The organism is Coleofasciculus sp. C1-SOL-03 (assembly GCF_040220555.1).
Lineage (GTDB): Bacteria > Cyanobacteriota > Cyanobacteriia > Cyanobacteriales > Coleofasciculaceae > Coleofasciculus.
In genome coordinates this window covers 1-24,833 of sequence record NZ_JAVJUO010000023.1, presented here as the reverse complement: position 1 = coordinate 24,833, position 24,833 = coordinate 1, and the positions used below count along the sequence as shown (strand labels likewise).

Annotated in this window: 19 protein-coding genes and 1 pseudogene; 3 read left to right on the top strand and 17 right to left on the bottom strand. The window is 46.5% G+C overall.

Annotation, left to right across the window (positions count from 1 at the left end; genetic code table 11):
- Nucleotides 1–82 precede the first annotated feature (82 nt).
- Nucleotides 83–883, bottom strand: a complete 801-nt coding sequence (locus RIE73_RS03200) for a class I SAM-dependent methyltransferase (protein ID WP_446399806.1) — start codon at nt 881–883, stop codon at nt 83–85.
- 47 nt (nt 884–930) lie between these two features.
- Complete coding sequence (locus tag RIE73_RS03195) at nt 931–1,980, bottom strand: radical SAM protein (RefSeq protein ID WP_446399805.1); 1,050 nt, start codon at nt 1,978–1,980, stop codon at nt 931–933.
- 228 nt (nt 1,981–2,208) lie between these two features.
- Here RIE73_RS03195 and tcmP point away from each other — a divergent pair, with 228 nt between their 5' ends.
- Complete coding sequence (gene tcmP / locus RIE73_RS03190) at nt 2,209–2,856, top strand: three-Cys-motif partner protein TcmP (protein ID WP_446399804.1); 648 nt, start codon at nt 2,209–2,211, stop codon at nt 2,854–2,856.
- Between the two features lie 86 nt (nt 2,857–2,942).
- Here tcmP and RIE73_RS03185 read toward each other — a convergent pair whose 3' ends face one another.
- The 12 genes from RIE73_RS03185 to RIE73_RS03130 form a co-directional block, all read right to left on the bottom strand.
- Nucleotides 2,943–3,842 (bottom strand): hypothetical protein, encoded by a 900-nt coding sequence (locus RIE73_RS03185; protein ID WP_446399803.1) that lies wholly within the window; start codon nt 3,840–3,842, stop codon nt 2,943–2,945.
- Between the two features lie 134 nt (nt 3,843–3,976).
- A complete protein-coding gene (locus tag RIE73_RS03180; protein WP_446399802.1) occupies nt 3,977–4,612 on the bottom strand; it encodes a Uma2 family endonuclease in 636 nt (211 codons plus the stop codon).
- A 130-nt stretch (nt 4,613–4,742) separates the two neighbouring features.
- Nucleotides 4,743–6,362 carry a 2-isopropylmalate synthase gene (locus tag RIE73_RS03175; protein ID WP_446399801.1) on the bottom strand — a complete coding sequence of 540 codons (1,620 nt, stop codon included), beginning with the start codon at nt 6,360–6,362 and terminating at the stop codon, nt 4,743–4,745.
- A gap of 74 nt (nt 6,363–6,436) precedes the next feature.
- Complete coding sequence (locus RIE73_RS03170; protein WP_446399800.1) at nt 6,437–6,955, bottom strand: LabA-like NYN domain-containing protein; 519 nt, start codon at nt 6,953–6,955, stop codon at nt 6,437–6,439.
- Nucleotides 6,956–7,493: 538 nt separating this feature from the next.
- Entirely contained in the window at nt 7,494–8,330 is an 837-nt protein-coding gene (locus RIE73_RS03165) for a sulfurtransferase (protein ID WP_446399799.1), read from the bottom strand.
- 16 nt (nt 8,331–8,346) lie between these two features.
- A complete protein-coding gene (locus RIE73_RS03160) occupies nt 8,347–10,557 on the bottom strand; it encodes a ShlB/FhaC/HecB family hemolysin secretion/activation protein (protein WP_446399798.1) in 2,211 nt (736 codons plus the stop codon).
- A gap of 379 nt (nt 10,558–10,936) precedes the next feature.
- Complete coding sequence (locus RIE73_RS03155) at nt 10,937–11,788, bottom strand: MBL fold metallo-hydrolase (protein WP_446399797.1); 852 nt, start codon at nt 11,786–11,788, stop codon at nt 10,937–10,939.
- Between the two features lie 643 nt (nt 11,789–12,431).
- Entirely contained in the window at nt 12,432–12,953 is a 522-nt protein-coding gene (locus tag RIE73_RS03150) for an inorganic diphosphatase (RefSeq protein ID WP_446399796.1), read from the bottom strand.
- Nucleotides 12,954–13,624: 671 nt separating this feature from the next.
- On the bottom strand, nt 13,625–13,828 hold the full coding sequence (locus RIE73_RS03145; protein ID WP_446399795.1) for a hypothetical protein: 204 nt from the start codon (nt 13,826–13,828) through the stop codon (nt 13,625–13,627).
- 463 nt (nt 13,829–14,291) lie between these two features.
- On the bottom strand, nt 14,292–15,251 hold the full coding sequence (locus tag RIE73_RS03140) for a DUF362 domain-containing protein (protein ID WP_446399794.1): 960 nt from the start codon (nt 15,249–15,251) through the stop codon (nt 14,292–14,294).
- Between the two features lie 28 nt (nt 15,252–15,279).
- Nucleotides 15,280–15,561 carry a hypothetical protein gene (locus tag RIE73_RS03135; RefSeq protein WP_446399793.1) on the bottom strand — a complete coding sequence of 94 codons (282 nt, stop codon included), beginning with the start codon at nt 15,559–15,561 and terminating at the stop codon, nt 15,280–15,282.
- 83 nt (nt 15,562–15,644) lie between these two features.
- Complete coding sequence (locus tag RIE73_RS03130; RefSeq protein ID WP_446399792.1) at nt 15,645–17,048, bottom strand: aspartate ammonia-lyase; 1,404 nt, start codon at nt 17,046–17,048, stop codon at nt 15,645–15,647.
- 301 nt (nt 17,049–17,349) lie between these two features.
- Here RIE73_RS03130 and RIE73_RS03125 point away from each other — a divergent pair, with 301 nt between their 5' ends.
- Complete coding sequence (locus tag RIE73_RS03125) at nt 17,350–19,074, top strand: glycosyltransferase family 39 protein (protein ID WP_446399791.1); 1,725 nt, start codon at nt 17,350–17,352, stop codon at nt 19,072–19,074.
- A 172-nt stretch (nt 19,075–19,246) separates the two neighbouring features.
- The gene (locus tag RIE73_RS03120; protein WP_446399790.1) at nt 19,247–20,455 is read left to right on the top strand and encodes a glycosyltransferase; all 1,209 of its coding nucleotides are present in this window, start codon (nt 19,247–19,249) and stop codon (nt 20,453–20,455) included.
- Nucleotides 20,456–20,852: 397 nt separating this feature from the next.
- On the opposite strand, the gene RIE73_RS03115 is transcribed toward RIE73_RS03120, so the two are convergent.
- The 3 genes and pseudogenes from RIE73_RS03115 to RIE73_RS03105 form a co-directional block, all read right to left on the bottom strand.
- Nucleotides 20,853–21,305: a DUF2267 domain-containing protein gene (locus tag RIE73_RS03115; protein WP_446399789.1), complete on the bottom strand. Its 453-nt coding sequence runs from the start codon at nt 21,303–21,305 to the stop codon at nt 20,853–20,855.
- 247 nt (nt 21,306–21,552) lie between these two features.
- Nucleotides 21,553–24,231 (bottom strand): cation-translocating P-type ATPase, encoded by a 2,679-nt coding sequence (locus RIE73_RS03110; protein ID WP_446399788.1) that lies wholly within the window; start codon nt 24,229–24,231, stop codon nt 21,553–21,555.
- Between the two features lie 244 nt (nt 24,232–24,475).
- A pseudogene (locus RIE73_RS03105) lies at nt 24,476–24,833 on the bottom strand (hypothetical protein); the annotation flags it as partial.

Genomic DNA, 24,833 nt, shown 5'->3' with positions numbered 1-24,833 from the left:
ATCCATAAACCTCAAATCCTTGCCCATGACCAATGAACCATGAGCCTAACCGCTCACTTTTGTTTTGCCTCCTATTTAATCATCATTTCGTCGCCACAACAGCGATATTCCACGCCAATCGCTTGATCAACGGTATCTTTTTGAGGCTCTGATCGATTATCTCCAACCGCCGATACGTCGGACTTAATCGTTTATGTTCAATAATAATCTTTTTCCAATAACGTTCTTTATTGGGATCAACCTTTTCAATTAAATAGAAGCGCAGAAAAATCCAAAGGCTTGCCAACCAAAAGGTATCATAAGTTGTCTGGGCAAAGAGAGACTCAACCACATTAACAATATTAATATCCAACGGCATTTCATCATCGGTACGCACCTCAGTCGCCATACGCCGATAAATATTAATCACAGGATTATGCTTCAGTGGGTCCCAAAAACAGGCTTTTCCTCCGGGTTTGAGAACACGGTGCATTTCCTGCAATGCGATTTTGGGATCGGGAATATGGTGCAATAAATTGGAGGCATAAACAATATCGAACGTATTGTCTGCAAAATCCAGCGCCATAGCATTCGCTGTCTGTCCCTCAATGTTAACACCGTTAGCTGCTGCTAATTTTAGCGCCACCTCTACCATTCCGGCTGAATAGTCAGCGGCGACACAATTCGCGCCTTTTTGGGCAAAATAAACACTATTTTCACCTGCACCACAGCCTAAATCTAAGAGACGTTTGCCACGAATATTACCGAGTTGTTGCAGAATAAATCGGTTTTCTGGGGCGGTACAGGCTTCAAAATAATCAGCCACGCGAATGCCATCGACATCAATGGCGGCTGCCCAGGTATCATGAAACTGGCGTTCTTTGCTGAGAGTGTCGTCAATCATGTTGTGGGTAAGAGTTGTACAGAGACGGTTAGGGAATTGATAGCAATCTATAAATTTCGTTCATAATTTTCAAATAAAGAAAGCTGAGTATGGTTCTTAAGATAAGGTCTATTCGGTTTAGGTTTATTTTTGTTATCACTTGTGTGGTTGACATCTTTCCATTTTTCTACGGTTGGTCTGTACCACCAATATTCAAGTAAAGATTTATCAACAAAATTTATTAGTTCTGAGTCGGGCCAGATATGAAGTTTTTCGATACAACCTAATTTGTCTGCTGCATCCTCAATTTCACCCCACTGTCTTATGAAGTGCTTTGCCCAAGATTTTTTTTCCATGACTAAGTTAACAAAGTCTAATCCAGCGGACTTCATTCGTTGGCCATTACTACCACGCGCATTGATCGGCTCCCAGAAAATTACTTCAGGTTCAACCTTCATTAAATGCTCTAAGCACTCAACCAAGTCTTTAAAGGTTAACTGAGGTGGAGTCGGAGCCACTGCAATATACAAGCGACAGTCATGTTTGTATCCTTCTAAAAGTGCTTTGTAGCGTTCGCTAGGAGGAGGGGAGTGAGGTTCAATACATCGACTAAGTTCATCATCTATAAAAGGAATACTCATCCCAACAGTTACATTCGGGTGATTGAGGATATCTATATCTTCGAGCCATAATGGACTACGAGTTAGAATCCTAACTCGCTTATCATATTTCAATAACACTTCAATGGTTCTTCGAGTTACATTAGCAGTCTCCTTGTTCTGATAAGGATCGGTTCCAGAGCATAAAAGTACAACCCCTCTTCCAGAAGCCGTCTCACGCCAAACTTTCTTTCGGCTTAATTTTTTCTCTAATTTTTCGGGAACCTCTTCTCGAATAAAAAGATACTGTCCCCAGTTCATTTGGGGATTAGCTACCCCTTTCTCGGCTAAGTGAGATTGCCTCGCTCGAATAACTGGTGTAGACGGAACATAGCAGAATGTGCAGCCGTGTAAGCATCCTGATGCAACATTGATAACGTAGTCACAAAGTGCTTTCTTGTTTAAAGCGCTTTCTTGAAGAGGATTAGTAATAGCTTCGGTACCTTTGACAACTGCCATTATGGTATAAATATACTATCTATGTATCCTAATATTAGGCTAGAACCTTGGCACTTACAAGTTCGACTTTAACTCAAAATCAAGTGTCTTTAACTGTTAAGTTAAGTAAATTACACTTGACATTAGGGTATGACTTGGGCAAACCAAGATTATGTAAGCATTGATCTCTATAGGATCTATCCAAGGGGATACTGAGACAGAGAACATGTAGTATTTTATACAAAAAATATGATGAGCAAGAAGGATAGAGCAAGCCACAACAATAGTTGCTACTGGAGTGCTGATGGTACTCACTTACCTGAGATACAGCCTCATACTAAAATCAAACATCAGGTACTTGGAGATTACACTCAGAGGTGGGTAGAGACGCTAACGGGACATGGCAAATATGGGGTTAGGACTGTCACCTTAGTGGATGGTTTCTGTGGTGGAGGAATGTACACTGATGGGAACCAATTATGGGAAGGTTCGTCGCTTCGCATGATCCGCAAAGTTGAAGAGGGACTGAGGAATGTTCAGGAGCGTAAGCCTTATCAGGAGCTAGATGTTAAATTTATCTTCATCGATAATGACCCAGACCATACTGCTTGCTTAAATTTACAGCTTAAGAATGCAGGTTTTGAGAACTATATCGAATCTGGTAAATGTGAAATTATTACTGGTAATTTTCACGAAAAACTCGACTATTGTTTACACCGTATTATAGAGAGAAAAGGTCACTCTTTTTTCTTCTTAGATCCCTTTGGGTTAGATATTACTCCAGAAATTGTTAAAAAAATTATTGACCTAGGTCGATCAGAAGTACTCTTCAATCATATGCTATTCGTCTCTGACAGCCAACAACTAAGTCTATTCGATAGGCTTATTGGTGATTAAATTGTATTATTCTACGACAACGCTTGTTAATAGTCCCATGAAATCGCGCCCTAAAAACAAAGAAGAAATCAGGGAACCCCTGAAGCTCAAAAACCAAACAAGCCAGCTTCGGTAAAAGCGCGGTCTAGGTCAAGTGTCAAACCCAGATTTTCAGCCCACTCCCATAAATAATCAAAATCAAGTTGTTCTGCTTGCACCTTGAGGACTGCCAAGACATCACGCCATTGTTTTTCCGAACCTGAACCCTGCCTCCATCGGAGTTTACTTAAAATAACATCTTCAGGAGAAGCAAAATAGATCCTTGTGCCTTCAAACTCAATCACCCGTCGGCGCTCAAACTTCAGGCGATCAAATTCCTCGGTTCCGCTTATCAGCAAATCAGCACGGCTAATGCTCTCCATATCGGTAATTTGCAGGGTTCTCATCCGACCCAATTTCACAACACTGGGGACAGAAAAACCACACTCGCTGAGGGCGTCGGTAATGCGATCAATATCAGTCGGAGAAATCCCGATTACCAAATCTAAATCCTGTGTTGTGCGGGGTTCACCGTAAGCAATTGCTGCTATCCCACCCGTGATGTAATAGGGAATGGAAAATTCTGCAAAAATGGGATGAAGTTTAACCGCTAACTGTACCGAATCCTGAATCCACATTTGTGACTTGAGGGTGGGAGTGTAATTAGCAGGGCAATGGTCTTGTAACCACGCTCTGGCAATTTTTTGGGCGAACTGGGTTGGGGAAAGATGTGCAAATTGTTGGCTTAGAGAACACAACGACAGCTTACGGGCGCTCTTTGTCAGCGAGGCTGCCATTTTCAACCGATCGCCCGGTGTTCGTTGTCGGAGTAAGTGGAATGTTAGTTTATCTGTTTCTACACTGGTGTCTTCAGCCTGGGAACGGTATCCTGACACAACAGAGAATGGAGACATGGCTGGAATTATCGCGATCGCGAGTGCAAGATCTGAGTTTAAGTAGGTGGACACAATTAAAGTTAGCGGTGGAGATTAGGGAACAGGGAACAGGGAACAGGGAACAGGGAACAGTAAGGGTTTGAGGCTTGTTTACATAACTTAATATCGTTAAATTTATTTCCACCAACCTACTTATTTCTACAATCTTATCGACCTAGTTGCCGTCTCAATTCCCGCAACATCCGACTGGTTCCTTGTTCAATGGCTTGTTGCACCAATGGGGGAATCAGTTCGGTAATCGACATATCAGGAAAGATGGTTGTTTCTGGGGAAAGACTATAGTCCCCATTGCGGAAAATATAAATCCTAAGCTGGTGATGGCGATAAATCCAAACTTCTGGAACTTGTAACGCGGCGTAAGCGTCAAGGGTGGTTTTTGAGGTGACATCGCACTCAATAGCCAGATCTGGGGGTGGGTAAATGTCTAAATCCATAATCGTGCAACCCTGAACACGGTTGGCGTTCTGGATATAGAGACAGGTATCAGGTTCAACACCAGCAATCACTGGACGTTTGAATGTTGTTGAACCAAAGTCTTCCCAATCCCGCTCTTGGCTATCTAGGATTGTTTTAACAATATCGGCAATGATGCGATGGGGACGTTCATGAATGGCTAACGGGGACATGATTGAGAGAATGCCTTGGTAGTAGGCGATGCGGGTGTTTCGGTGTTCGCCTAACTCTACCAGAATTTGTTCAAAGTCTTGCCAAGATACATCAGAAATCTGAATGGTGCTACCTGGAGTTAGTTCAATGGCGCGAATGGGAATAGTGACACTCAAGCTATTTTGCTCCAATTGATGCAATTGATGATATCAAATCCACTGAAGCCACGGCGATTAAAATCGCGGAACCCTATTTTAAATTAGATCCCCGACTTCTCAAAGAAGTCAGGGATCTGGTAAAGATGAATTAAACTGAGGCTACCGCTTTATCTGTCGCGCGATCGCTCTCTTGTTGACCTTGCCCCTGTAACCAACCATAGAGGCGGTTCAGGGCATTCACATAAGCTTGGGCGGATGCCACAATAATATCGGTATTGGCAGCATGACCAGAAAAGACGCGACTGTTATACCGTAGCCGAATTGTGACTTCCCCTAAAGCGTCAATCCCGGCTGTCACTGACTGAACAGAATATTCAATCAGTTCGTTGGGAACATTCACCACCCGGTTAATTGCTTTATACACCGCATCCACTGGACCGGTTCCAATCGCCGCATCCATCAATTCTTCACCTTCTGGCGTGCGTAAGGTTACGGTAGCCGTAGGACGGGCATGATCTCCACAGGATACCTGGACTAATTCTAAATGGAAGAGTTCGGGAACTTGGCGAATTTCGTCGTTAACCAGGGCTTCTAAGTCCCAATCGGATACCTCTTTTTTCTTATCCGCCACTTCTTTAAAGCGGACAAAGGCTTTATTCAACTCTGTCTCCGACAGATCAAACCCTAATTCTTGGAGACGAGTGCGGAAGGCGTTGCGCCCGGAATGCTTACCTAAGACAATCTGATTATCAGTTAACCCGATTAACTTGGCATCCATGATTTCGTAAGTCAGCTTATTTTTGAGGACGCCATCTTGGTGAATTCCCGATTCGTGGGCAAAAGCGTTTGCACCGACAATTGCCTTATTCGGTTGCACTAACATTCCGGTTAAATTCGACACTAACCGCGAGGTTTTGTAAATCTGGCGCGTGTCAATATTGGTTAAGGACTCCTCTGACTCCGGAGGACGTCCCAAATAGGGGTTGTAAAATTGCCGCCGGACGTGTAATGCCATGATGAGTTCTTCTAAGGCGGCATTTCCCGCACGTTCACCAATGCCGTTAATCGTGCATTCTAACTGTCGCGCCCCATTTTTCACGGCTTCCAGGAAGTTAGCAACGGCTAATCCTAGGTCATTGTGACCATGAACGGAGATAATCGCTTGGTCGATATTGGGGACGTTTTCTTTAATCCCACGAATCAATCCGCCAAACTCAGTGGGGGTGGTGTAGCCCACGGTATCGGGAATATTTACCGTTGTAGCCCCCGCCGCGATCGCCCGTTCTAGCACCTCGTACAAAAACTCTGGATCAGAACGCCCTGCATCTTCCGGGGAAAACTCCACATCCTCAACAAAGGATTTGGCATACGCCACCATTTCCTCGGCGATCGCCAATACCTCTTGTCTGGTCTTTTTCAGTTTATATTGGAGATGAATATCAGATGTGGCGATAAACGTATGAATTCGCCCATGGGCGGCGGGTTTGAGGGCTTTGGCGGCGGCTTCGATATCCTGACGAGTGGCTCGGGCTAACCCACATATTGTTGGTCCCGACTCGCCACCGACGGCTTGGGCAATCTTTTGCACCGCCTCAAAGTCACCGACACTGGCATAAGGGAACCCGGCTTCAATCACATCTACACCGAGTCGTGCCAATTGCCGTGCGATCGTCAGTTTCTCCTCGACATTTAAAGTGGCTCCGGGACACTGTTCGCCATCGCGCAGCGTGGTATCAAAAATAATAATTCGATTGGGTTGCTTGTTCATGATGATTGTCTCCAGTCAGAACGTCGTTAACCTTGGTAATGGGTCAAACGGTAAGGGTTAGTTTGCCTCATCAATCAAGAATCCATTTTCTCGATGTAATCACGTATATCATTTAAATCGATATACCGATCTGTTGCATTTCTTAATTCTCTGGCAATCATTCCTTCCGTTGATACGACGGTAATATGAGTATTTTTTGAACGCAGCAATTCGATCGCCCGTTCAAAATCACCATCGCCACTAAACAGAATAACTCGGTCATACTGTTCTACAGTATTAAACATATCAACAACAATTTCTATATCAAGATTAGCTTTTTGGGAGTAGCGACCCGAACTATCATCATAATACTCTTTTAAAATTTTAGTTCGGACGGTGTAACCGAGACTAATTAGGGCATCTCTAAATCCGCGCTGATCCTGAGGATCTTTTAATCCGGTGTACCAAAATGCGTTGACCAGAACAATATGGGGTTCTTTTCTAAAATATTCTAAGACCCGCTTTGGATCAAAGAACCAGCCATTTTTTTGTTGAGCATAGAACATATTATTCCCATCAACAAAAATAGAAATACGGTTCATCGAGCAAGGCATATAAACTCAGACCTAATAGTTTTGGGAAATTTAAGTGAACTTCTTATTTTAGCAATTTTAATCTAAATATTGGCTGATAGTTAGTCTATCGGCTTAAGTTTTAAGCGTTTTCGCCCTATTTCAATGGTCTCACTTTCTCACCTCCAGGTTCAATCTCCCAGCAAAGAAACTAATGTCGCTAGATTTCTCTGTGCTTTAGAAAAGCTTAGCGACACGATAGGACATAGACAGTGAGCTATTTTCAAGCTATCGTCAGAATTGAGGATAACACCAACCCATTGGCTGTAGATGTACTTTATTCACTCTACATTCAATTTTGCCGTTTTGGGTGAACGGTAATCTCCAACGCCTTATAGCTAGAGGAGGTGAGGGAGAAGGGGAAGCTGGGGGAGTAGAGACGCGCCATGGCGCGTCTGGAAGCTGGGGAAGCTATGAAAAAATACCCCAGTAAAAAAGGGGGTTACAAAAGCGGGTTTGGTATGAAACCCAACTGACTCATGGGAGTTGTTGTTGGGTCTGGTGTCTGTTCAAGTAAGCGTCACTCAGAGGTTTCTGGTAAGTAGGAACACCAGTCGCTCCAACTTCCTGCATAGAGCTTACCCTGTCCCATTCCAGCTAATTCCAGGGATAAGAGATTCACACAGGCGGTGACTCCAGAGCCACAATAGACAATAATATCGGATTTATCTTGAATATCCAGCCATCGCTGTTTTTGCTGATCGGGGGAATGGAGATAACCTTGAGTATTCGTGACCCCTTGCCAAGGGTAATTCATCGCCCCAGGGATATGCCCCGCAATCGGGTCAATCGGTTCATGCTCTCCTAAATAGCGATCGCGTGCCCGTGAATCGACTAAGGCGGCGTCTGGTAACTCTTTCCGGGCTTTGACCCCGTTGATATCAACCACCCACTCAGAGCGCACTTGCGGCACAAACTGCCCTGGTTGAGGTTCCGGTATCGCATCGGTTACCGGATACCCTTGGGATTGCCATGCGCCCCAGCCACCATCCAATACCGCCACGCGATCATGTCCCAGGTAACGCAGTAACCACCACAGACGCGCCGCAAACGCGAAGCGGGAATCATCATAAGCCACGACTAAGGTTTCACCGAATCTGACCCCAATCGCGGCAAGTTTTTGGGCAATCTGGTTGAGATCCGGTAAGGGATGACGCCCACCATGACGTTCCACGGGGGCAGACAGATCTTGGTTCAAATCCAAGTAATACGCTCCCGGAATGTGACTCGTCTGATACTGGTGATATCCCTGTTGCGGATCAGCAAGGGCAAAACGACAATCAATGACGACCACTTGTGGATCATCAAGGCGTTCTTTTAGAGATTGGGTGGAAATAATAAAAGGATGATCAATCATTATTATAAGAATTCCGTTAAAACGGATTAATCGTTATTGAAAAATATACGCCATTTTCTTGCAGGGTATCATCCTCAGAATCAACTGAAATCAAGGGAATCCCCCAGTCTAAGCGAGCAGTAATGCGATCGCCTTGTTGCCATTGTAGTCCCAACCCTAACGATGCCAAACTACTGGGATCAGGATCATCGATCTCACCGTTATTCCAAACTGTGCCAACATCCACAAAGGGAGTCACCTGTAAAACACCATCCCACTCAGGAATGCGTAAAATGGGCAGCCGCACCTCAGCTGAGGCAAAGGCACCATTATCGGTGAGTCGAATATCTTGGCGATAGCCGCGCACACTCCCTAGACCCCCTAGACCAATCTGTTCAACGGGTAACAAATCTTGAGCCGCCAGTTGAACGTCACCCTGAAGAACGAGTAACGTATCCGGGGCTAAGAGTCTCACCCACTGGGCTTGACCTCGCCAGGAAAAGAAGAGACTATCCGGCGCATCATCATTGACGGTGGCATTAAACAGACCTAGACCCCAATTAAACTGAGAGCGTAGGGCAAAGACTTCACTCGCCCCTCGTTGAGTCCACTCTTGAAAAAATCGCAGGGCGGAAACGCGAATCTCTCCATCTTCATCAGCACCCAGAGATGGAAAACCCACTTCTTCTCCCACTAAGTCTTCTAAGAAAACGGTTTTGGTATTGCGTCGGGACGCGGTTAAACCCACTGCCAATTCCTGAGTCGGCGTTTCTATGAGGGGTTGACGAAACGTCAGGTCAAAGCTGGTGGAGTCGGATTGGATATCGAGAAAGTTAAATGGATCTTCAATAATCTCGCTGGAGGTGTTGCTAAAGCTAAAGCTAATCGTGCCATTACGCGGATTAACGGGTAGGGTGTAGTTAAATTCAATCTCATCGCTACCATCAGTATTGGTATAGCTGAGGGTTACGCCATCACCGAATCCGAGTAAATTGGCTTGGGTGATAGACGCCCCGCGTCGGAAACTCCCCACACTGGGGGAACGCCCATTGTTGGCAAAGAGTTGGTAACTCCAGGTGTTGGCTTCGATAATATCGACAATGAGTAAACTGGTACCTGGTCCAGAACCGGTTGAGAGTTCCGCCGAGATATTTTCGATCAAGGGATCGAGTTGCAAAAGACGCAGGGATTCCAGTAGATGGGGCACATTCAGGGGTTTGGGATTCGCCACCGCAATCCGCGATCGCACGTAGTTGGCACGCAGACGGCGCAGTCCATTGACTTGAATCTGTTCAATTCCACCTTCGACAATTTCAATGGTTACGGTGTCTTGGGTTAGGGGTTGAGGTGGGATGAAAGCACCGGATGTGGCATAGCCATTGTTCACGTATAACTGCGTAACGGCGGTTCTGGCATTTAAAAGTTCGGCAAAGGTAATCGGGCGATTCGTGAACTCCGCCGTCACCTCGGCTAATTCTTGATCACTAAAGGCGGTATTGCCTGTGAATTCAAATTTTTGCACCGTAATTTGCTCTTGAGTCGCCCCCTCCGGTGTCTCCGGTATTTCAGGCGTTGTTGGGGTAAATTCCGGGTCTAGAAGCTGTTCGGGGGGAGGTAATGTAGGAGACGGCGTAGTTTCTGGCCGCCTTGAGGGAGGCGGTGGCTCAATGTCTTGAGGCGGAGGGAGTTCCGGAATTGAGGGACTCTCACGGCGAGGGGTGCGATCGGGAACTTGAGCGTTGAATGTTGAGTGTTGAGGGTTGAGTATTGACCCAACCCTAGGTGGAATAGCACTGAAATAAGCATTTGGGGAGCGCCAAAACCCTTTATCTATCGTAGGGTGGGCATTGCCCACCAGCCTTAAGTCAGTGACATTCACCCTAGGTGTATCGGAAACCTGGTTTGTAGGGGCGGGTTTAGGGACTGTCGTTTGGCTATGGATAGTAACGTTTGGGCAAAACCCGCCCTGACTGAGGGTTGAAGGGGTAATCTCATGTCCGCCTAAACAGTTATCATGTCCTTCGACCTTGCCACCTGACTGCTTACCTGCTGCCCTCTGTCCTCTATCTTCTGCCTTGATGGAATCTTCTGCCTTGGTGAGAGACAAGCCCTGATCGGCTGAGGATTTAGTGTTTGTGGAGATAGTTTGAGCGTTGACCGAGGGAGTTAGCCAAAACGCCGCCCACAATGCTGCTATAGAAGTGAATAGAATTTGCCCGTTGGAATTAACACCAATCATCTTGTTCATTTGTAAAAAATAAAGAGGCTAATTATCGAGAAACGTGGTGAGGTAATTATCGTTGCTCATGAATAGAGTCGTCTGTTTGATCGACCACTAGTAGTGAGGCATGGCAAAGATTCTACACCTATTCTCATTAATCGTCTCCTATAGTAAAATCCTAGGAGACTGGCGACTTTGAAGCCCCTGATGTGATGAAGCGTTTGATGCTTAAACCTATTCCGTTACTTGCCAATCTTTTCAGTAGGCTTTAATTTTCTGATCTTATTTAGTGATCACACCAATGAGGGATTTGAGTGAAGGGATTTGAGTGAGTGCGTTCTGTCTCAAATACCAATAAATTATGTTAATATAAATTACTTTAGTTAACATGCTAAAACCTCTCCGCTTAACAGACTGGTATAATCATACCCTCACGAGCCAATACGTCATTGGGAAAGACCGATTTCACTTGGGATTCCATCCAGTCGAGAAACTCATCATCATGGTCAGGATGATAGTGAGACATGACAATCCGCTTAACTCCTGCGGCTTTAGCTGTGGCTAAACCCGTTTGCCAGAATTGGTCTTGCCAGTCTAACGGCGAAGGTTTGAGAGCATCATTGGCATGAATATTACAGGGGGCATCCAAAATCAGCAAGTCAGCTTGGCGGGCTAAGTGTAACAAATTGTGATCTAGTTGATCCGGCGATTGGGAGTGAGCGATCGCGTAGACAGCAGAATGACCGTTCCAGGTGACTCGGTAGCCCACTGAGTGGGATGCGGCGTTCAGTAAAACCGCTTCAACCACTAGATCATCCACAGTGATTTTATCACCCGAACTCAGTTCGTAAAACTTTAGCTCCGATTGCATGACCTGGAGGGGTACGGGAAAATTCGGGGCTAACATTTGCCGACTTAGGCGCTTTTCGATGGAGTCTCCGTTCGTTGCCCTTGCACCATAGATGTGGAAACAATTGCCGGGAATAAAGGCAGGTGTAAAAAAAGGAAATCCCTGAATGCTGTCCCAGTGGCAGTGAGAAAAGAAGAGGTAAGCTTCGAGGGGCATTTGGCGGAGTAAATGGTTGCCGAGAAGTCGCAAACCGCTCCCGCCATCAAAGATTAGGCGTTTGGAACCGACACGCATTTCCACACAGGAGGTATTGCCACCATAGCGTACCGTTTCTTTTCCTGGAGCCGAAACTTTACCTCGAACGCCCCAAAATTGGACAACAAAATTGACGGTAGGGCCAGTTACCATGTTGGCTATAACATTAGATGTGCGGGGACTGGGTGACGCTGGATCAGAATCTGGCATCGTTCAATTAAGTGAGCTGCCCTTAGCCAAGCTTCACACCAAGCAATTTCCACTATATGATACTCAGATAAGGGTACTTTCGGTGAGATAGTCGCTAAGGCTTGTGTGTCCAAGGGGGCAAATTAGGTATTGTTAAAGGATATTACGTCGGAAGAACTCGTACAAAAACGACGATGAATTTACAGCTTTCCCCTAGGTTGAATTTTCTAGCACCCTGAGTCCGATCAGGACGTTCCTCTCAAGTCTGTCAATTTTAGCGTGCTTGATGCACTTGACTTGTGAGTTCTGTCACAAAAAGCGATGAGTAGGGGTTTGGTTCCCCATGGGCGTCAACTTAAGCCACATTACCCACGATAGGATACTGGGTGTGGGGTATGGGGTGACCGGGTGTGGGGGAAAGCGAGCAATTTTGGCTCACTAGGTATTAAAGTTTCCTGTTTGAAAAAAACATTGTGGATGAATAGGTGAGGTGAATGGTGGTAGGTGTGAGGTTTTTTAGCCGACACCCGACACCCTTGCTCAACCGAGCTTTCACCTTAAGTTGACACCAATGTTTGGGTCCCAAACCCCTAGTTAGGCTACTGGACTATCTGCCAGCCTTGTCCCCAGCGGCGACACACTTCTCAACCAGTGGCATAACGTCCTCGATATCCTTCCAGCCTAGAATTTCCGTGACTTTTTTCTCCAGATTTTTGTACGTCCTGAAAAATTCAGCAATTTCATCCAACCGATGCTCAGCAATATCTTTGAGCGACTTCACTTGAGCATAGCGTGGATCTTTGTCAGGAACACAGAGGATTTTCTCGTCGCGATCGCCCGCGTCAATCATTTCCAGCATGCCAATGGGTCGGGCGGTAATCACACAACCGGGAAAGGTGGGCTGATCCATGATCACCATACCATCGAGGGGGTCGCCGTCATCAGCTAAGGTGTTGGGGATAAAGCCATAATCATAAGGGTATTGCACCGAGGAATATAAAACCCGATCAAGGGCAAAAGCCTGTAAATCTTTGTCGTACTCGTATTTGTTTTTACTCTGGGCGGGAATTTCAATTAAAACGTTGATCAGTCCCGGTTTGGGTTGACTTGGAATGCGTGATAAATCCATAACTAAATCGTGTAAGCGACACAGCAGATGGGGATAACTGAACTATCCCTGGGAAGTGTTTTCCCACGCTTCTCAACGGATCAGCGCAGGTTGCTCCCACTGGATGGGCTTCAAGGCGCAGCATGTCTTTTGGTCAAGCGTTTGATCGGGTGGAGACTCCGCCCTCGCCTGAACCCTACTAAAGAATGCTCACTCCTTTGTACTGCTGGGATTTTACCCACCCACAGTCTCCAGGGCAATTGCCTGCTGGTTTTGGATGGAACCCCCTATCCTAGATTGTCAAAGTCAAGCCAGCACAGGTAGCAGTTCGCTTTGATTTTTGACCTGTGCCTTTTCTGTTATACAACTTTGGGGGAATTGTTCAAAACATTTCCCTCAATCCGGGTTAACTAGGGCTTGCTGAATCAGTGTTGTGGCGGGGGAAAGAGGCAGGAGGTAGAGGGGAGGAAGGAAGAAGTAGTCGGACAAAAGAAAACGCCATGTTCACGCTTATTTTGTAAATAGTCCTCAAACCCTTATTGTTCCCTGTTCCCTGTTCCCTCATCTCAACCGTTAACTTTATTTAATACAAGTCCGACTACTTACCCAATTTAAATGCGTGACAGCTTATCAGGCAAAAGACTTTTGTCAGGATTCGTGCTTCATTAATTACTTCATCGTTATTTTGTTATTTAAAAATTTTTCCAATTGTTTGTTTCTGACCTTGGCAGTGAGTAGGGTGTTCCTGGCAAAACATCCAAGCTGCCAGAGGAGTAATAAGCAATGGCTAAGAAGGGTAAGGTCAGAGTCAAAAAAGCCATTACCGCACCGATAATTTCTGCCCACCTATGAGGATGGGGTTCAGAAGACTTGGCAGACGAGCCGCTGGATTCCATAAAAGAGCTTTTGATCAGAACTTGAGTCAATTGAGAATTTATCTGACGATGGGCTATACTATAGACCATACCCTGTATATTTTAACAAGTTTTTTCCGAAAGAATTGTTTTCTAGCCCACAATTTCCCTAAAATTTTACACTTGACTAATTAGGGCTGGCTGAATCAGTGTTGAGGTGAGGCGACTGAACCGGGAACAGTTTCAACCCCTTCCAGCTTTTCCCAAAGACTGAATCAAAACACTGAACTTTAGACAGATTTACGAAACTCCTTGTGTCTGCTGATCCTTGTCATAAAAATACAAAAAACCGCCTCTAACACTAGGCGGTGGAATTAAGCAATCGGAGGGTTCTATTAGACTACGTTCCTTGCTTATGGCAAGACTGTAACAATGTTTACCAAATCATTCCTGTTTGGGTTTTGAATGTTAAATTTTGATCAAAAACGATAGGGCAATGATCAGATTAGCGATGAGCATAAACATTCATTGGCTCTTTGATCCACCGGATGTAAAAATGCTTAAAGGTGGAGCGAATCAGGCGGGGCATCCCAAAATCAATTGGCATTAACCGATCCGGTAGCTTCCAATCGAGTACATTGATATCGGCTGGGTGCAGGTGAGGAAATTGCAGGGTGTCCAGAGTTGGATTTAACCCTAAGTTCATCGCGGCGGCTAGAGTGGGGACTTGAGTCGGATCGACATTGAGTAAATTCGCGATCGCCCAATCCAAAGCAAATACATCCGCCGACGCCGCTAGGGTATCCAAGCGTCGGGGTTCTCCTCCACTCGGACCATTGCCCTCATGACCGATGATCGCATCCATAATCGTCAAGTTGGGATTAATTGCCCGCGCCGTTTCCACTAACATTTCCCCAAACCGTAAGGCATCCTTACCCGCTTCTGCGTGCCACCAGGCTTTCATTTTACCAGGGACACAGCCAAATAGGTTCTTAACCCCCAGCGTCAGGGTTAACTGGGTGTGAGATTTCAGCTTGGGTAAATTAATCACCACATCCGCATCCATCGCTTCTTTACACAGGCGCAGGTGATTAAAGGTATGGCTAACCGTTTGATAACGCTGACCATGGAATTCGACAATGGGGATATTCAGTTGATCCATCATCGGCAAATAGCCATTCGCCTGCGCCACCCCTTTTGCTGTACCAAAGGCGGGACTATCACCCAGAAACGGTTGACCCCCCGCTTCCTTAACCAATTGGGCGACAGTGTAAACCAGTTCGGGGCGAGTAATACATTCTTTTCCCGGACGCCCAGCCGTCAGCAGATTAGGCTTGAGGAGGACGCGATCGCCGACGTTGACAAATGCCCTAATCCCGCCCAATGGTTCCAGCAGGGTTTCTACGGCGGTTCTCAATAGCTGTTGGTTATAGGAATCTGCCCGAATTAAACTAACGCTAGACATAAGTGTCGTGAAATAGCTTTAGTTTATCTTAGACCTTCGCGCCACGGGACAGAGCCGTGACTCGTTGACAATCAAAGAAAACCCCATCCCCTTCCAGTTGAGTTAGCTGGGGTGTCACTTCGACTTTGACAATTTGTGCGGTGAGGATCAATACCGTTTGATCGAACAGATGCAGGGTTAACCAAGGTTGACTGAGGAAATCGGCAAGTTGTTCGCCAAAGGCTTCTGGTGTCACCGGAATATCAAAGGATTCGGTTTCGCCATTGATGTAATGCAAGGTGATTTGGGTAAAACTATCTTGACTTTGCATGGTTGGTCATTGTTCAGGGAACAGGGAACAGGGAACAGGGAACAGGGAGAGTTGTTGGTTAATTCAAAACTCAAATAGGGAATTCATAAGGCACTCATTTTATCAAGATCGAGTACCTTGGCTAAGTCCTCAGCACTCATCAATCCTTTGTCGAGTACGATTTCTCGTAGAGATTTGCCTGTTTCCAGAGATTCCTTAGCGACAGCCGCCGCATTAAGATAACCGATGTGGGGATTCAGGGCGGTGACTAATGCTAGACTTCCTTCGGCATAGTCCAAACAGCGATCGCGTCGGGCTGTGATTCCGGCTAGACATTTTTGGGTTAGGGCAGATAGGGTATTGCCTAAAATTTCAATACTGTGGATCAGATTATAGGCAATCAGCGGCATCATCACATTCAACTCCAATTGACCCGCTTGAGCCGCCAAAGCGATCGCGCTGTCATACCCGATCACCTGAAAGCATACCATAGAGGTCATTTCTGCCATCACTGGGTTATATTTTCCTGGCATAATCGATGATCCTGGTTGCACCGGGGGAAGTTGAATTTCCTTGAATCCGGTTTTGGGTCCCGAATCCATTAGCCGCAAGTCATGGGAAATTTTAACTAAATCCTGTGCCAAATTGCGTAAACTGCCCGATACATTCACAAATGGTGCCATACTCTGCATCGCCGCCATGAGATGGGAGGCAGATTTGAGGGGTTGATCCACCAGTTGGGCAAGAATTTGGGCAACCTGATGGCGATAGTCGGGATGGGTATTTAATCCGGTTCCTGTGGCGCTTCCACCTAATCCCAGTAGCATTAAATCTTCCGACGCCCGTTCAATCCGAGTGGTATGATCGGTGAGAATTTGCGCCCACGCCCGAAAGTCTTCCCCCAGGCGCACGGGTACGGCGTCTTGGAGATGGGTTCTGCCGGATTTAACTACATCTTGGAATTCATCGCCTTTGTTATCCAAGGCGGTAATCGCATCGGATAGGGCTGGATACAAGGTATGTTCTAACGCCAACAGCGCCCCAATTCTAATCGCTGTGGGGATGACATCATTCGTGGATTGTCCATAATTGACGTGATCATTGGGACTAACCCGTTTATAGTTCCCCTTCTCATCGCCCAGAATTTCCAATGCCCGATTTGCCAGCACCTCATTAATATTCATGTGGTGGGATGTACCAGCGCCCGCTTGGTAAACATCGACGACAAATTGATCCCGCCATTGCCCTTTGAGGATTTCATCCGCCGCTTGGACAATCGCTTGGCTAATCTCTTGGGGAATACAGCCTAGATTACCATTGGCGATCGCCGTGGCTTTTTTAATCAGCACACAGGCGTCGATATAGGTGGGTAAGGGTTTAATCCCGCTGATGGGAAAGTTTTCAATTGCCCGTAGGGTTTGAATCCCGTAGTAGGCATGGTTGGGGATTTGTCGTTCCCCCATAGAATCCTGTTCGATTCGATATCCGGCACTGGATTTATCAGTCATAAGTCACTCAAAACTGAACACTCTCTCACTTAGGCGGGGTTGGTTTTGAGAAAACTTTATCATTAATTTCCTATTCCTGCTCCGACTTAGGGCGGACTGAATGAATCTATGAGCCATGCCAGACAAAGCTTTCAGACATTTTCGACTAAACAAGTGCGTTGGTTATTCTAAGCAAGATCCCCGACAAGGATACTGCTTGCACTCCCGCTATTTCATCAAAATTAATATAGCTGCAGAAAAATACCGCTAAACCATCGATTAAACTGGCAAAGAACCCCCTCTTGTTCTATCGCCTTCTCTGATGAGCCAAAGTTTCCCTCTGTCTAAACTCTCCCGTACATTATCTTGGGTGTTACTGAGTGCGATCGCGATCGCCGTACTATTAAGACTCGTTCACTTAAGTAGCCGAGAATTTTGGTATGACGAGGTGTTGTCCCTGCTGCTGTCTACGGGTCAAAAAACGTCCTATTCCACGCCGAAGGAGTTGCCTGTTACCTTAGCCGAGTATACAGCGTTACTAAGTTTACCTGTAGAAAACGGCATTGGTGCTATCCCAGCCACTCTCAAAAAGTTACTCCAAGGATTAGCTGGTGAACCCCATCCGCCTCTATTTTTTCTGGGTCAACATCTGTGGTTGCGCCTGTTCGGTAATGGGGTAGCCGCGACGCGCAGCTTGAACGTTCTGTTCAGTATCGGTGCAATCGGTAGCGCTTATGGTTTAGGTCGTCGTTTGCTGGGTGATCAAGGCGGTTTGTTATTGGCGGCTCTTTTAGGCACTAATGCTTATTATCTCTTTCACTCGCTCAATGTCCGCATGTATGGTCCTCTACTGCTGTGGGTGATTCTTAGTGCTTGGGCGGCGCTGGAATTGATTGAACCCAAAAGGCTAACGGTTCCCGATAAAGAATACAAGGATGGTGAGGGATCAAGTCTCTATACTAAACTCTTATGGAATCTAGTCTTCATTGGTTCCATTACCGCCGGGTTCCTCACCTTTTATTACTTTGCCTTTTTTATCGTCGCTCTGGCTGTCTTAGTCTTATGGTTAGATCGACACCATTGGTGGCAACATGGACTACGGTTTGCAACGGGGATCGCATTAATGATTCCCTGGGTATTATGGGGAACCCGACAACAGCTACGAAATGCTGATTTAGAGAGGTTCGGCGGGACTCAAACCTGGATGGAAACGGTGGGAAAACACCTAGAAGGAGTGGTGCAAACTCTAGGCATTCATTTAGTGTTAGGAGATTGGATTACCAGTTTACCCCTGGTCAGTGCTACTATCGCTGGAGTCGGCGCGATCGCATTCTTGGTTGTCTGTAGTATCAGGCTGTGGCGTCAGCAGCACTACCGGGTTTTGGGTGTGGCATTGCTATTGGGGATTTTCCCACTTGCTCTAGCGTTAATGGTGGATATTGTCAAGGGTCAGTTTACCGTCGGCTTTGGCTGGGGGCGATCGATGATCTTTATTTTACCTGGATGCTTGCTCCTAATTGCCGCCTGGATTGAGCGGACAATGGGAAAATGGCGACCCCTCGCGGCTGCGATAGTGTTAGGGTTCTATCTAGTGATTAGTATCGGGGATTTCACATTACGCGATCGCAGAATGTTCCATCAAATCGCTGACTTCATCGAGCAAGAACCCAACACTCCCACCTTAATCGCCATGAATTCTCAGGCTTGGGGTCACGTCCTTCGTTTAGCCTACTATATTCCCCCCGATTTGCCCGTAACCTTACTGGCGCAATCCCCCGCGAAACTGGCTCCAGCGTTAGAGAAAACCTTGGATACTCAAACGGGTAACTTTCCGCGTGTACTCTGGTTAGATAGCGGCGATCCCGTTTGGTCAGAACCTGAAACCCAGGCAGAAAAACTCCAGTTTCAACAAAACATCCAAACCACTTTAACCTCTGAATATGAGTTGGTCAAAACCCAGCCACTGGTGGGAACAATGGATATAGACCAATTCACGGTTCACCTCTATCAACGTTCTCAATCAGTCGGTGAGAACGATGAACGTTAACGGCTTTGATCGTCTTATGTCTTATGTCTTATGTCTTATGTCTTATGTCTTATGTCTTATGTCTTATGTCTTATGTCATTTGTTATACTCGCTCCTGAAAAGAAGCAAGCTACGTCATACTCGCTTCACCAAATGCAATCAAGCTGCTTAAATCAAACCTAAAAAACAGCTAATGAATGACAATCCCCCGAATTCCCTGATCCCTGTTCCGTCCGGTTCCTTTGTGGTTCCGGATATAACCACTGTCTTAGGGATAACCGCAGCACGTCCCCTGCGATTTTCTCTGATTATCCCCACGTTTAAAGAAGCCAAGAATATTCCCCAGATTGTCGAGCAATTGAGCCGATTACTCGATTCACAATTGGCGGGGGAGTATGAACTGATTGTCGTGGATGATAATAGTCCCGATGACACCTGGAAAGTGGCACAGGAACTCACGGCGGATTATCCGCAGCTACGAGTCATGCGGCGGATTGAGGAACGGGGACTGTCTACCGCCGTGATCCGAGGGTGGCAAGTGGCGCGGGGAGAGGTTTTGGGGGTGATTGATGCGGATCTCCAGCATCCCCCAAAACTGTTATTGCAGCTATGGAGCGAGATCCAACGGGGCGCCGATTTAGCCGTTGCCAGTCGCCATGTTGAAGGTGGTGGTGTGAGTGATTGGAGTATTATCCGCCGATTTTTATCCCGTGGCGCTCAGACGATTGGCTTAATCCTCTTACCGGGAGTCATCGGGCGGGTTTCTGACCCGATGAGTGGTTATTTTATGGTGCGCCGTCAATGTTTAGTGGGTCGCCCTTTGAATCCTCTGGGGTACAAAATTTTGATTGAAGTTTTGGGTCGGGGAAACGTTCCTTGGATTGGGGAAGCAGGATATGTGTTTCAAGAGCGTCAAGCGGGCGAAAGTAAGGTTACATGGAAACAGTATGTCGAGTATTTACAACACTTAGTACGCTTACGTTTATCCCTGGGACACATTGGTCGATTTATTCGCTTTGGTGTAGTCGGCTTTAGTGGAGTCTTTGTGGATATGGCGGTCTTTTATCTGCTGCGAGAACATGTAGAATTGGGATTAACCCGCAGTGCGATTCTGTCAGCCGAAGTCGCCATTCTCAATAATTTTTTGTGGAATGATTTATGGACGTTTGGCGATATTTCTCGACATCAACGGGGATGGCGTAAGCGACTGAAACGATTTTTGAAGTTCAATTTAATCTGTTTAGCAGGACTGATTCTCAATGTTTTGCTGGTGAATTTGTTGTTTAATGTCTTTGGCATCAATGAATATGTTTCTAAGTTAATCGCGATCGCGGCGGTGACGGTGTGGAATTTCTGGATCAATCTTAAGCTGAGTTGGCGCGTAACCGATGTGCGACAGTAATTGACATCACAGCATTTGACCCCTGCTTAAATATTTAAAATTTATCGGACTTGGTCGGGGCGGGTTTAGGTCAGTTAGTGGTTGGAACCGCAGCGTTATCGGTAAAACCCGCCCCTACACATTCAAACAAATGACAAAGGACAAATGACAAAGGACAAATGACAAATGACAAAGGACAAATGACAAAGGACAAATGACAAAGGACAAATGACAAAGGACAAATGACAAATGACAAAGGACAAAGGACAAAGGACAAATGACAAATGACAAAGGACAAAGGACAAATGACAAATGACAAAGGACAAATGACAAATGACAAAGGACAAATGACAAAGGACAAAGGACAAAGGACAAATGACAAATGACAAATGACAAATGACAAATGACAAATGACTAACTAGGCTTGCTGCCACATTTGTTGAATTTTAGACGGTAAAAACTCAGCAACTTCTTTGACTCGTTCCTGAGACAACTCGTCTTTTGTGGCGGAAAAGATGGCTTGAACCACGGTTTCTGGACTAACGCCTTTGGGCAAGCTGGCTTCTTGGCGGATTCGAAACAAGAAGGTATCAGCATCAAATTCGAGAGGGGGACGAACTCGACTCAGGAAGCTGACAATTGGATTAGTATCTTTCCACAGATCGGCAATCTCTTTTTGCTGTTGTTCGGCTGGAGTCGGTACAGATCCATCGTTTTGACGCAATTCTGATTCGACCCGATCTGAAGCGTCTGTGTTCATTAAGTCGCGCATGGTGCGGAACACTACTTCAGTGACATCGCGGGCGTCGTAGATGTCTTCTAATTGACCCTGCTTTTTGATTTTTTCTAAGAAAGCTGTATTGTCGGGCATACATATTCTCCTTCTGTTTCAGGTTATGGTTGGGGACTTTGAATGTCCTGATTTCCCAGTTTTATCTGAATGTTCCAGTAAAGACAGAAAAACGATTTGTATGAATTTCGGATTATTTTGAGGATTTTTCAGGTTCTGGGTTAACACTTTAAACTAGGATAGCAGCGTTAGGGTTGGCATCTACCTCAAGAGGCATATTTTATTCGTCAATCCTTTGTCATTTCATCGGGGTTTGGAAACCAAACCCCTACTCCGCGATTAATTTGCCAATTTGCCCAATGACTAAGGGAACTAAACTCATTCCCAGGATGAGTAACCAACCCTGTAGGCTAGGGGCATGAGTTTGCAGGATATCGGAGAGGATGGGTAGATAAATGGCAATGGCGAGTAATCCAGTACAAAGGATGAGGGCGCCCCAGACGTATTTATTGCGGGTGACTTCGTTAATCAGTACACCTGATCCGCGATCGCGCATATTGAAGACGTGCCACAGTCGGGAAAAGGCGATGGTGAGAAAGGAAATGGTAACGGCTTGATTTTTGTCTAGTCCTAACCAGTTGAATGCCAGGTAAAAGGAACCCAGAACCGGGGCAGCAATGATTAAACCATATCCGGCGATCGCCAACCAGTGGCGCCTAGTGATAATCGACTCCTTGGGATCACGGGGAGGTTGTTCCATTAGGGCAGGAGACCCTTCACCCACACCCAGCGCCAGGGCGGGGAAAACATCGTTAATGATATTCAGATATAAGATTTGTAGGGGCAAGATGGGTAAGGGCGCATTGACTAACGAGGTGGCGGTGACTGCCATAATTTGACCGACATTCCCGGATAGCAGATAAATCGTGAATTTGCGAATATTATTAAAAATCGCTCTCCCCTGTTCCACTGCCGCGACAATGGAGGAAAAGGCATCATCTTGCAGCACCATATCCGCCGCTTCTTTTGCCACCTGGGTGCCTCGTTGTCCCATGGCGACACCGATATCCGCTTTTTGCAGGGCGGGGGCGTCATTGACCCCATCCCCCGTCATTGCCACAATTGCCCCGGTGTCTTGGTGCAAGGCAATCAGGTTCAATTTTTGTTCTGGAGATACCCGGGCAAAAATCGGGGTTTTGACTAAGCGTTCACGTTCCTCAGAAGAGGATTCTTCGGGGCTTTTCAAGTCTTTCCCCTGCACCACATCCGCTTGTTCATCATCGGTTAAGCCCACAGCGATGCCAATATTTCGGGCGGTGACGGGTTGATCCCCTGTCACCATAATCACCCGAATTCCCGCATCTTGACATTCATCAATTGCCGCCCGTACCTCTTGGCGGGGAGGATCAAGTAAGCCAACCACACCTAAAAACGTCAGATCTTCGTAAGGGTTAGCCTCTTCACTATCCACCCTTTTTTGTGCCAATGCCAAAATCCGTAAGCCTTGGGCGGCTAAGTCATTACTGCGTTGCTTCCAGGAGTCGCGATCGCGAAGTTCTTTTTCCCCTTCTGGGGTTAAAATCTGAGTACACACCTCTAGGACAGATTCCGGTGCGCCTTTGACGGCAAAGCGATAATCACCATTGCTTTTATGCAGGGTTGCCATCATTTTAGTGTCGGGCTCAAATGCCTCTTCCCGCACTTCCGGCATATCTTCTAATAGTTCTTCGCGTTGAAGATCAGCTTTTGCCCCCGCAATCAGCAGCGCTACTTCCATCGGATCACCGACAACTCGACTTTCATTAGAATCCTCCGGTTGTAATGCTGCATTATTACATAAGACGCCAACTTCTAAGGCGGGGCGGAGACTATCATGGTCTAAGGGGTTCAGGGTTTCATCATTTTGGGTGAACTCGCCTTCCGGTTCTAATCCCTCCCCACTAATTTCAATATCACCGGAGTCGAGAACAATATGACTCACCGTCATCCGGTTTTCGGTTAACGTTCCGGTTTTATCGGTACAAATAACGCTCGTCGCCCCTAGGGTTTCCACCGCCGCCAGTTTATTAATTAGGGCGTTCCGCTTCGCCATGCGCCACATCCCACGCGCTAGGGCAATCGTCGCCACAATCGGTAGTCCTTCGGGAATTGCGGCGACAGCGAGGGCGACAGACGTTTCTACCATCAGGCGAATCTCTTTGCCCACGCTAATGCCGGAAATGGCAATCAGGACGACAATAATTAGAGTGACCCAAATTAAACGGCGTCCCAGTTGATTTAGCCGTTTTTCCAGGGGAGTGCGTTCCTCGGTTCCCGCTTCTTGGGCTAACTCAGAAATGTGACCTAATTCTGTCTGCATTCCTGTAGCTACAACCACCCCTTCCCCGGAACCCCGAGTTAGGGCTGTCCCTTTAAATAGCATATTGGTGCGATCGGCAAGTTCCACATCTCCTTCGATGGGTTCTGTGGTTTTGGTAACGGGGACGGATTCACCTGTAAGGGACGACTCATTCACCTGCATTTTCGAGGTTTCCGTCAGCCGCAGATCTGCCGGCACCAGATCTCCACTTTCCAGGAGTACCATGTCTCCAGGAACCAGGTTTTCCGCGTCAATCTCCTGCATCTGCCCTTGGCGACGCACTTTGGCTTTGGTGCTACTCAGGCTTTGCAAGGCTTCCATGGAACGCACGGCTTGATATTCCATGAAGAAGCCAATGGCGGCGTTAATTAAGATGGCAAAAACAATGGCAACTCCCTCTATCCACTGCGTAAAGGCAAAGGATAGAATTGCGGCAATGGCGAGAATCCCAATCACCAGACTTTTGAACTGTTCGATCAGGATTTGTAAGGGTCCCCGACGCTGGGCTTCTTGCAGACGGTTGGCGCCATACTGTTCCCGTCGCTGCTGTACCTCGGCGTCAGAGAGTCCGTCATCCTCAGAAACATCTAGTTTCTTAAATAGGTCTGCTGATGAAATTGTCCACGGTTGGTTGGGAAGATCCGCCATAATTGGTTTGATTGTGGTTAACCTAACTGAGATTGGGTAACGAATTTGGGGATGGTGCCAAGGGGGGTTGGAGGTTAGCGCGATCGCACTACAGGATTACCCTATTAGGGTTATATACTAGAGAGTTAGGCTAAAGAATCCTCCTTTTGAAGGAAGATTCAGCTCATTCTGGAGAACAAACGGCTCTAGCGTGGTAGAGCGTAAGCGTTACCCAATCGGCTAACGATGGATTGAGTTTCGTTTCTCAACCTTTAATCAGTCGCCCATTAATATTCTGTCTCCACCGTGCGGTTAAATTGAATAAGGGCGGGTTTTGTTGTTCCGTTATCGGTGAGGAGGGCGGGTTTTGTTGTTCCGTTATCGGTGAGGAGGGCGGGTTTTGTTGTTCCGTTATCGGTGAAGAGGGCGGGTTTTGTTGTTCATTTATCGGTGAAGAGGGCGGGTTTTGTTGTTCATTTATCGGTGAAGAGGGCGGGTTTTGTTGTTCATTTATCGGTGAGGAGGGCGGGTTTTGTTGTTCCGTTATCGGTGAGGAGGGCGGGTTTTGTTGTTCCGTTATCGGTGAAGAGGGCGGGTTTTGTTGTTCCGTTATCGGTGAAGAG

What these genes read in the sequence shown, in the direction of transcription:
- RIE73_RS03200 (WP_446399806.1), bottom strand. Translation starts at nt 883, where the DNA reads ATGATTGACGACACTCTCAGCAAAGAACGCCAGTTTCATGATACCTGG.
- RIE73_RS03195 (WP_446399805.1), bottom strand. Translation starts at nt 1,980, where the DNA reads ATGGCAGTTGTCAAAGGTACCGAAGCTATTACTAATCCTCTTCAAGAA.
- tcmP (WP_446399804.1), top strand. Translation starts at nt 2,209, where the DNA reads ATGATGAGCAAGAAGGATAGAGCAAGCCACAACAATAGTTGCTACTGG.
- RIE73_RS03175 (WP_446399801.1), bottom strand. Translation starts at nt 6,362, where the DNA reads ATGAACAAGCAACCCAATCGAATTATTATTTTTGATACCACGCTGCGC.
- RIE73_RS03170 (WP_446399800.1), bottom strand. Translation starts at nt 6,955, where the DNA reads ATGCCTTGCTCGATGAACCGTATTTCTATTTTTGTTGATGGGAATAAT.
- RIE73_RS03165 (WP_446399799.1), bottom strand. Translation starts at nt 8,330, where the DNA reads ATGATTGATCATCCTTTTATTATTTCCACCCAATCTCTAAAAGAACGC.
- RIE73_RS03160 (WP_446399798.1), bottom strand. Translation starts at nt 10,557, where the DNA reads ATGAACAAGATGATTGGTGTTAATTCCAACGGGCAAATTCTATTCACT.
- RIE73_RS03155 (WP_446399797.1), bottom strand. Translation starts at nt 11,788, where the DNA reads ATGGTAACTGGCCCTACCGTCAATTTTGTTGTCCAATTTTGGGGCGTT.
- RIE73_RS03150 (WP_446399796.1), bottom strand. Translation starts at nt 12,953, where the DNA reads ATGGATTTATCACGCATTCCAAGTCAACCCAAACCGGGACTGATCAAC.
- RIE73_RS03145 (WP_446399795.1), bottom strand. Translation starts at nt 13,828, where the DNA reads ATGGAATCCAGCGGCTCGTCTGCCAAGTCTTCTGAACCCCATCCTCAT.
- RIE73_RS03140 (WP_446399794.1), bottom strand. Translation starts at nt 15,251, where the DNA reads ATGTCTAGCGTTAGTTTAATTCGGGCAGATTCCTATAACCAACAGCTA.
- RIE73_RS03135 (WP_446399793.1), bottom strand. Translation starts at nt 15,561, where the DNA reads ATGCAAAGTCAAGATAGTTTTACCCAAATCACCTTGCATTACATCAAT.
- RIE73_RS03130 (WP_446399792.1), bottom strand. Translation starts at nt 17,048, where the DNA reads ATGACTGATAAATCCAGTGCCGGATATCGAATCGAACAGGATTCTATG.
- RIE73_RS03125 (WP_446399791.1), top strand. Translation starts at nt 17,350, where the DNA reads ATGAGCCAAAGTTTCCCTCTGTCTAAACTCTCCCGTACATTATCTTGG.
- RIE73_RS03120 (WP_446399790.1), top strand. Translation starts at nt 19,247, where the DNA reads ATGAATGACAATCCCCCGAATTCCCTGATCCCTGTTCCGTCCGGTTCC.
- RIE73_RS03115 (WP_446399789.1), bottom strand. Translation starts at nt 21,305, where the DNA reads ATGCCCGACAATACAGCTTTCTTAGAAAAAATCAAAAAGCAGGGTCAA.
- RIE73_RS03110 (WP_446399788.1), bottom strand. Translation starts at nt 24,231, where the DNA reads ATGGCGGATCTTCCCAACCAACCGTGGACAATTTCATCAGCAGACCTA.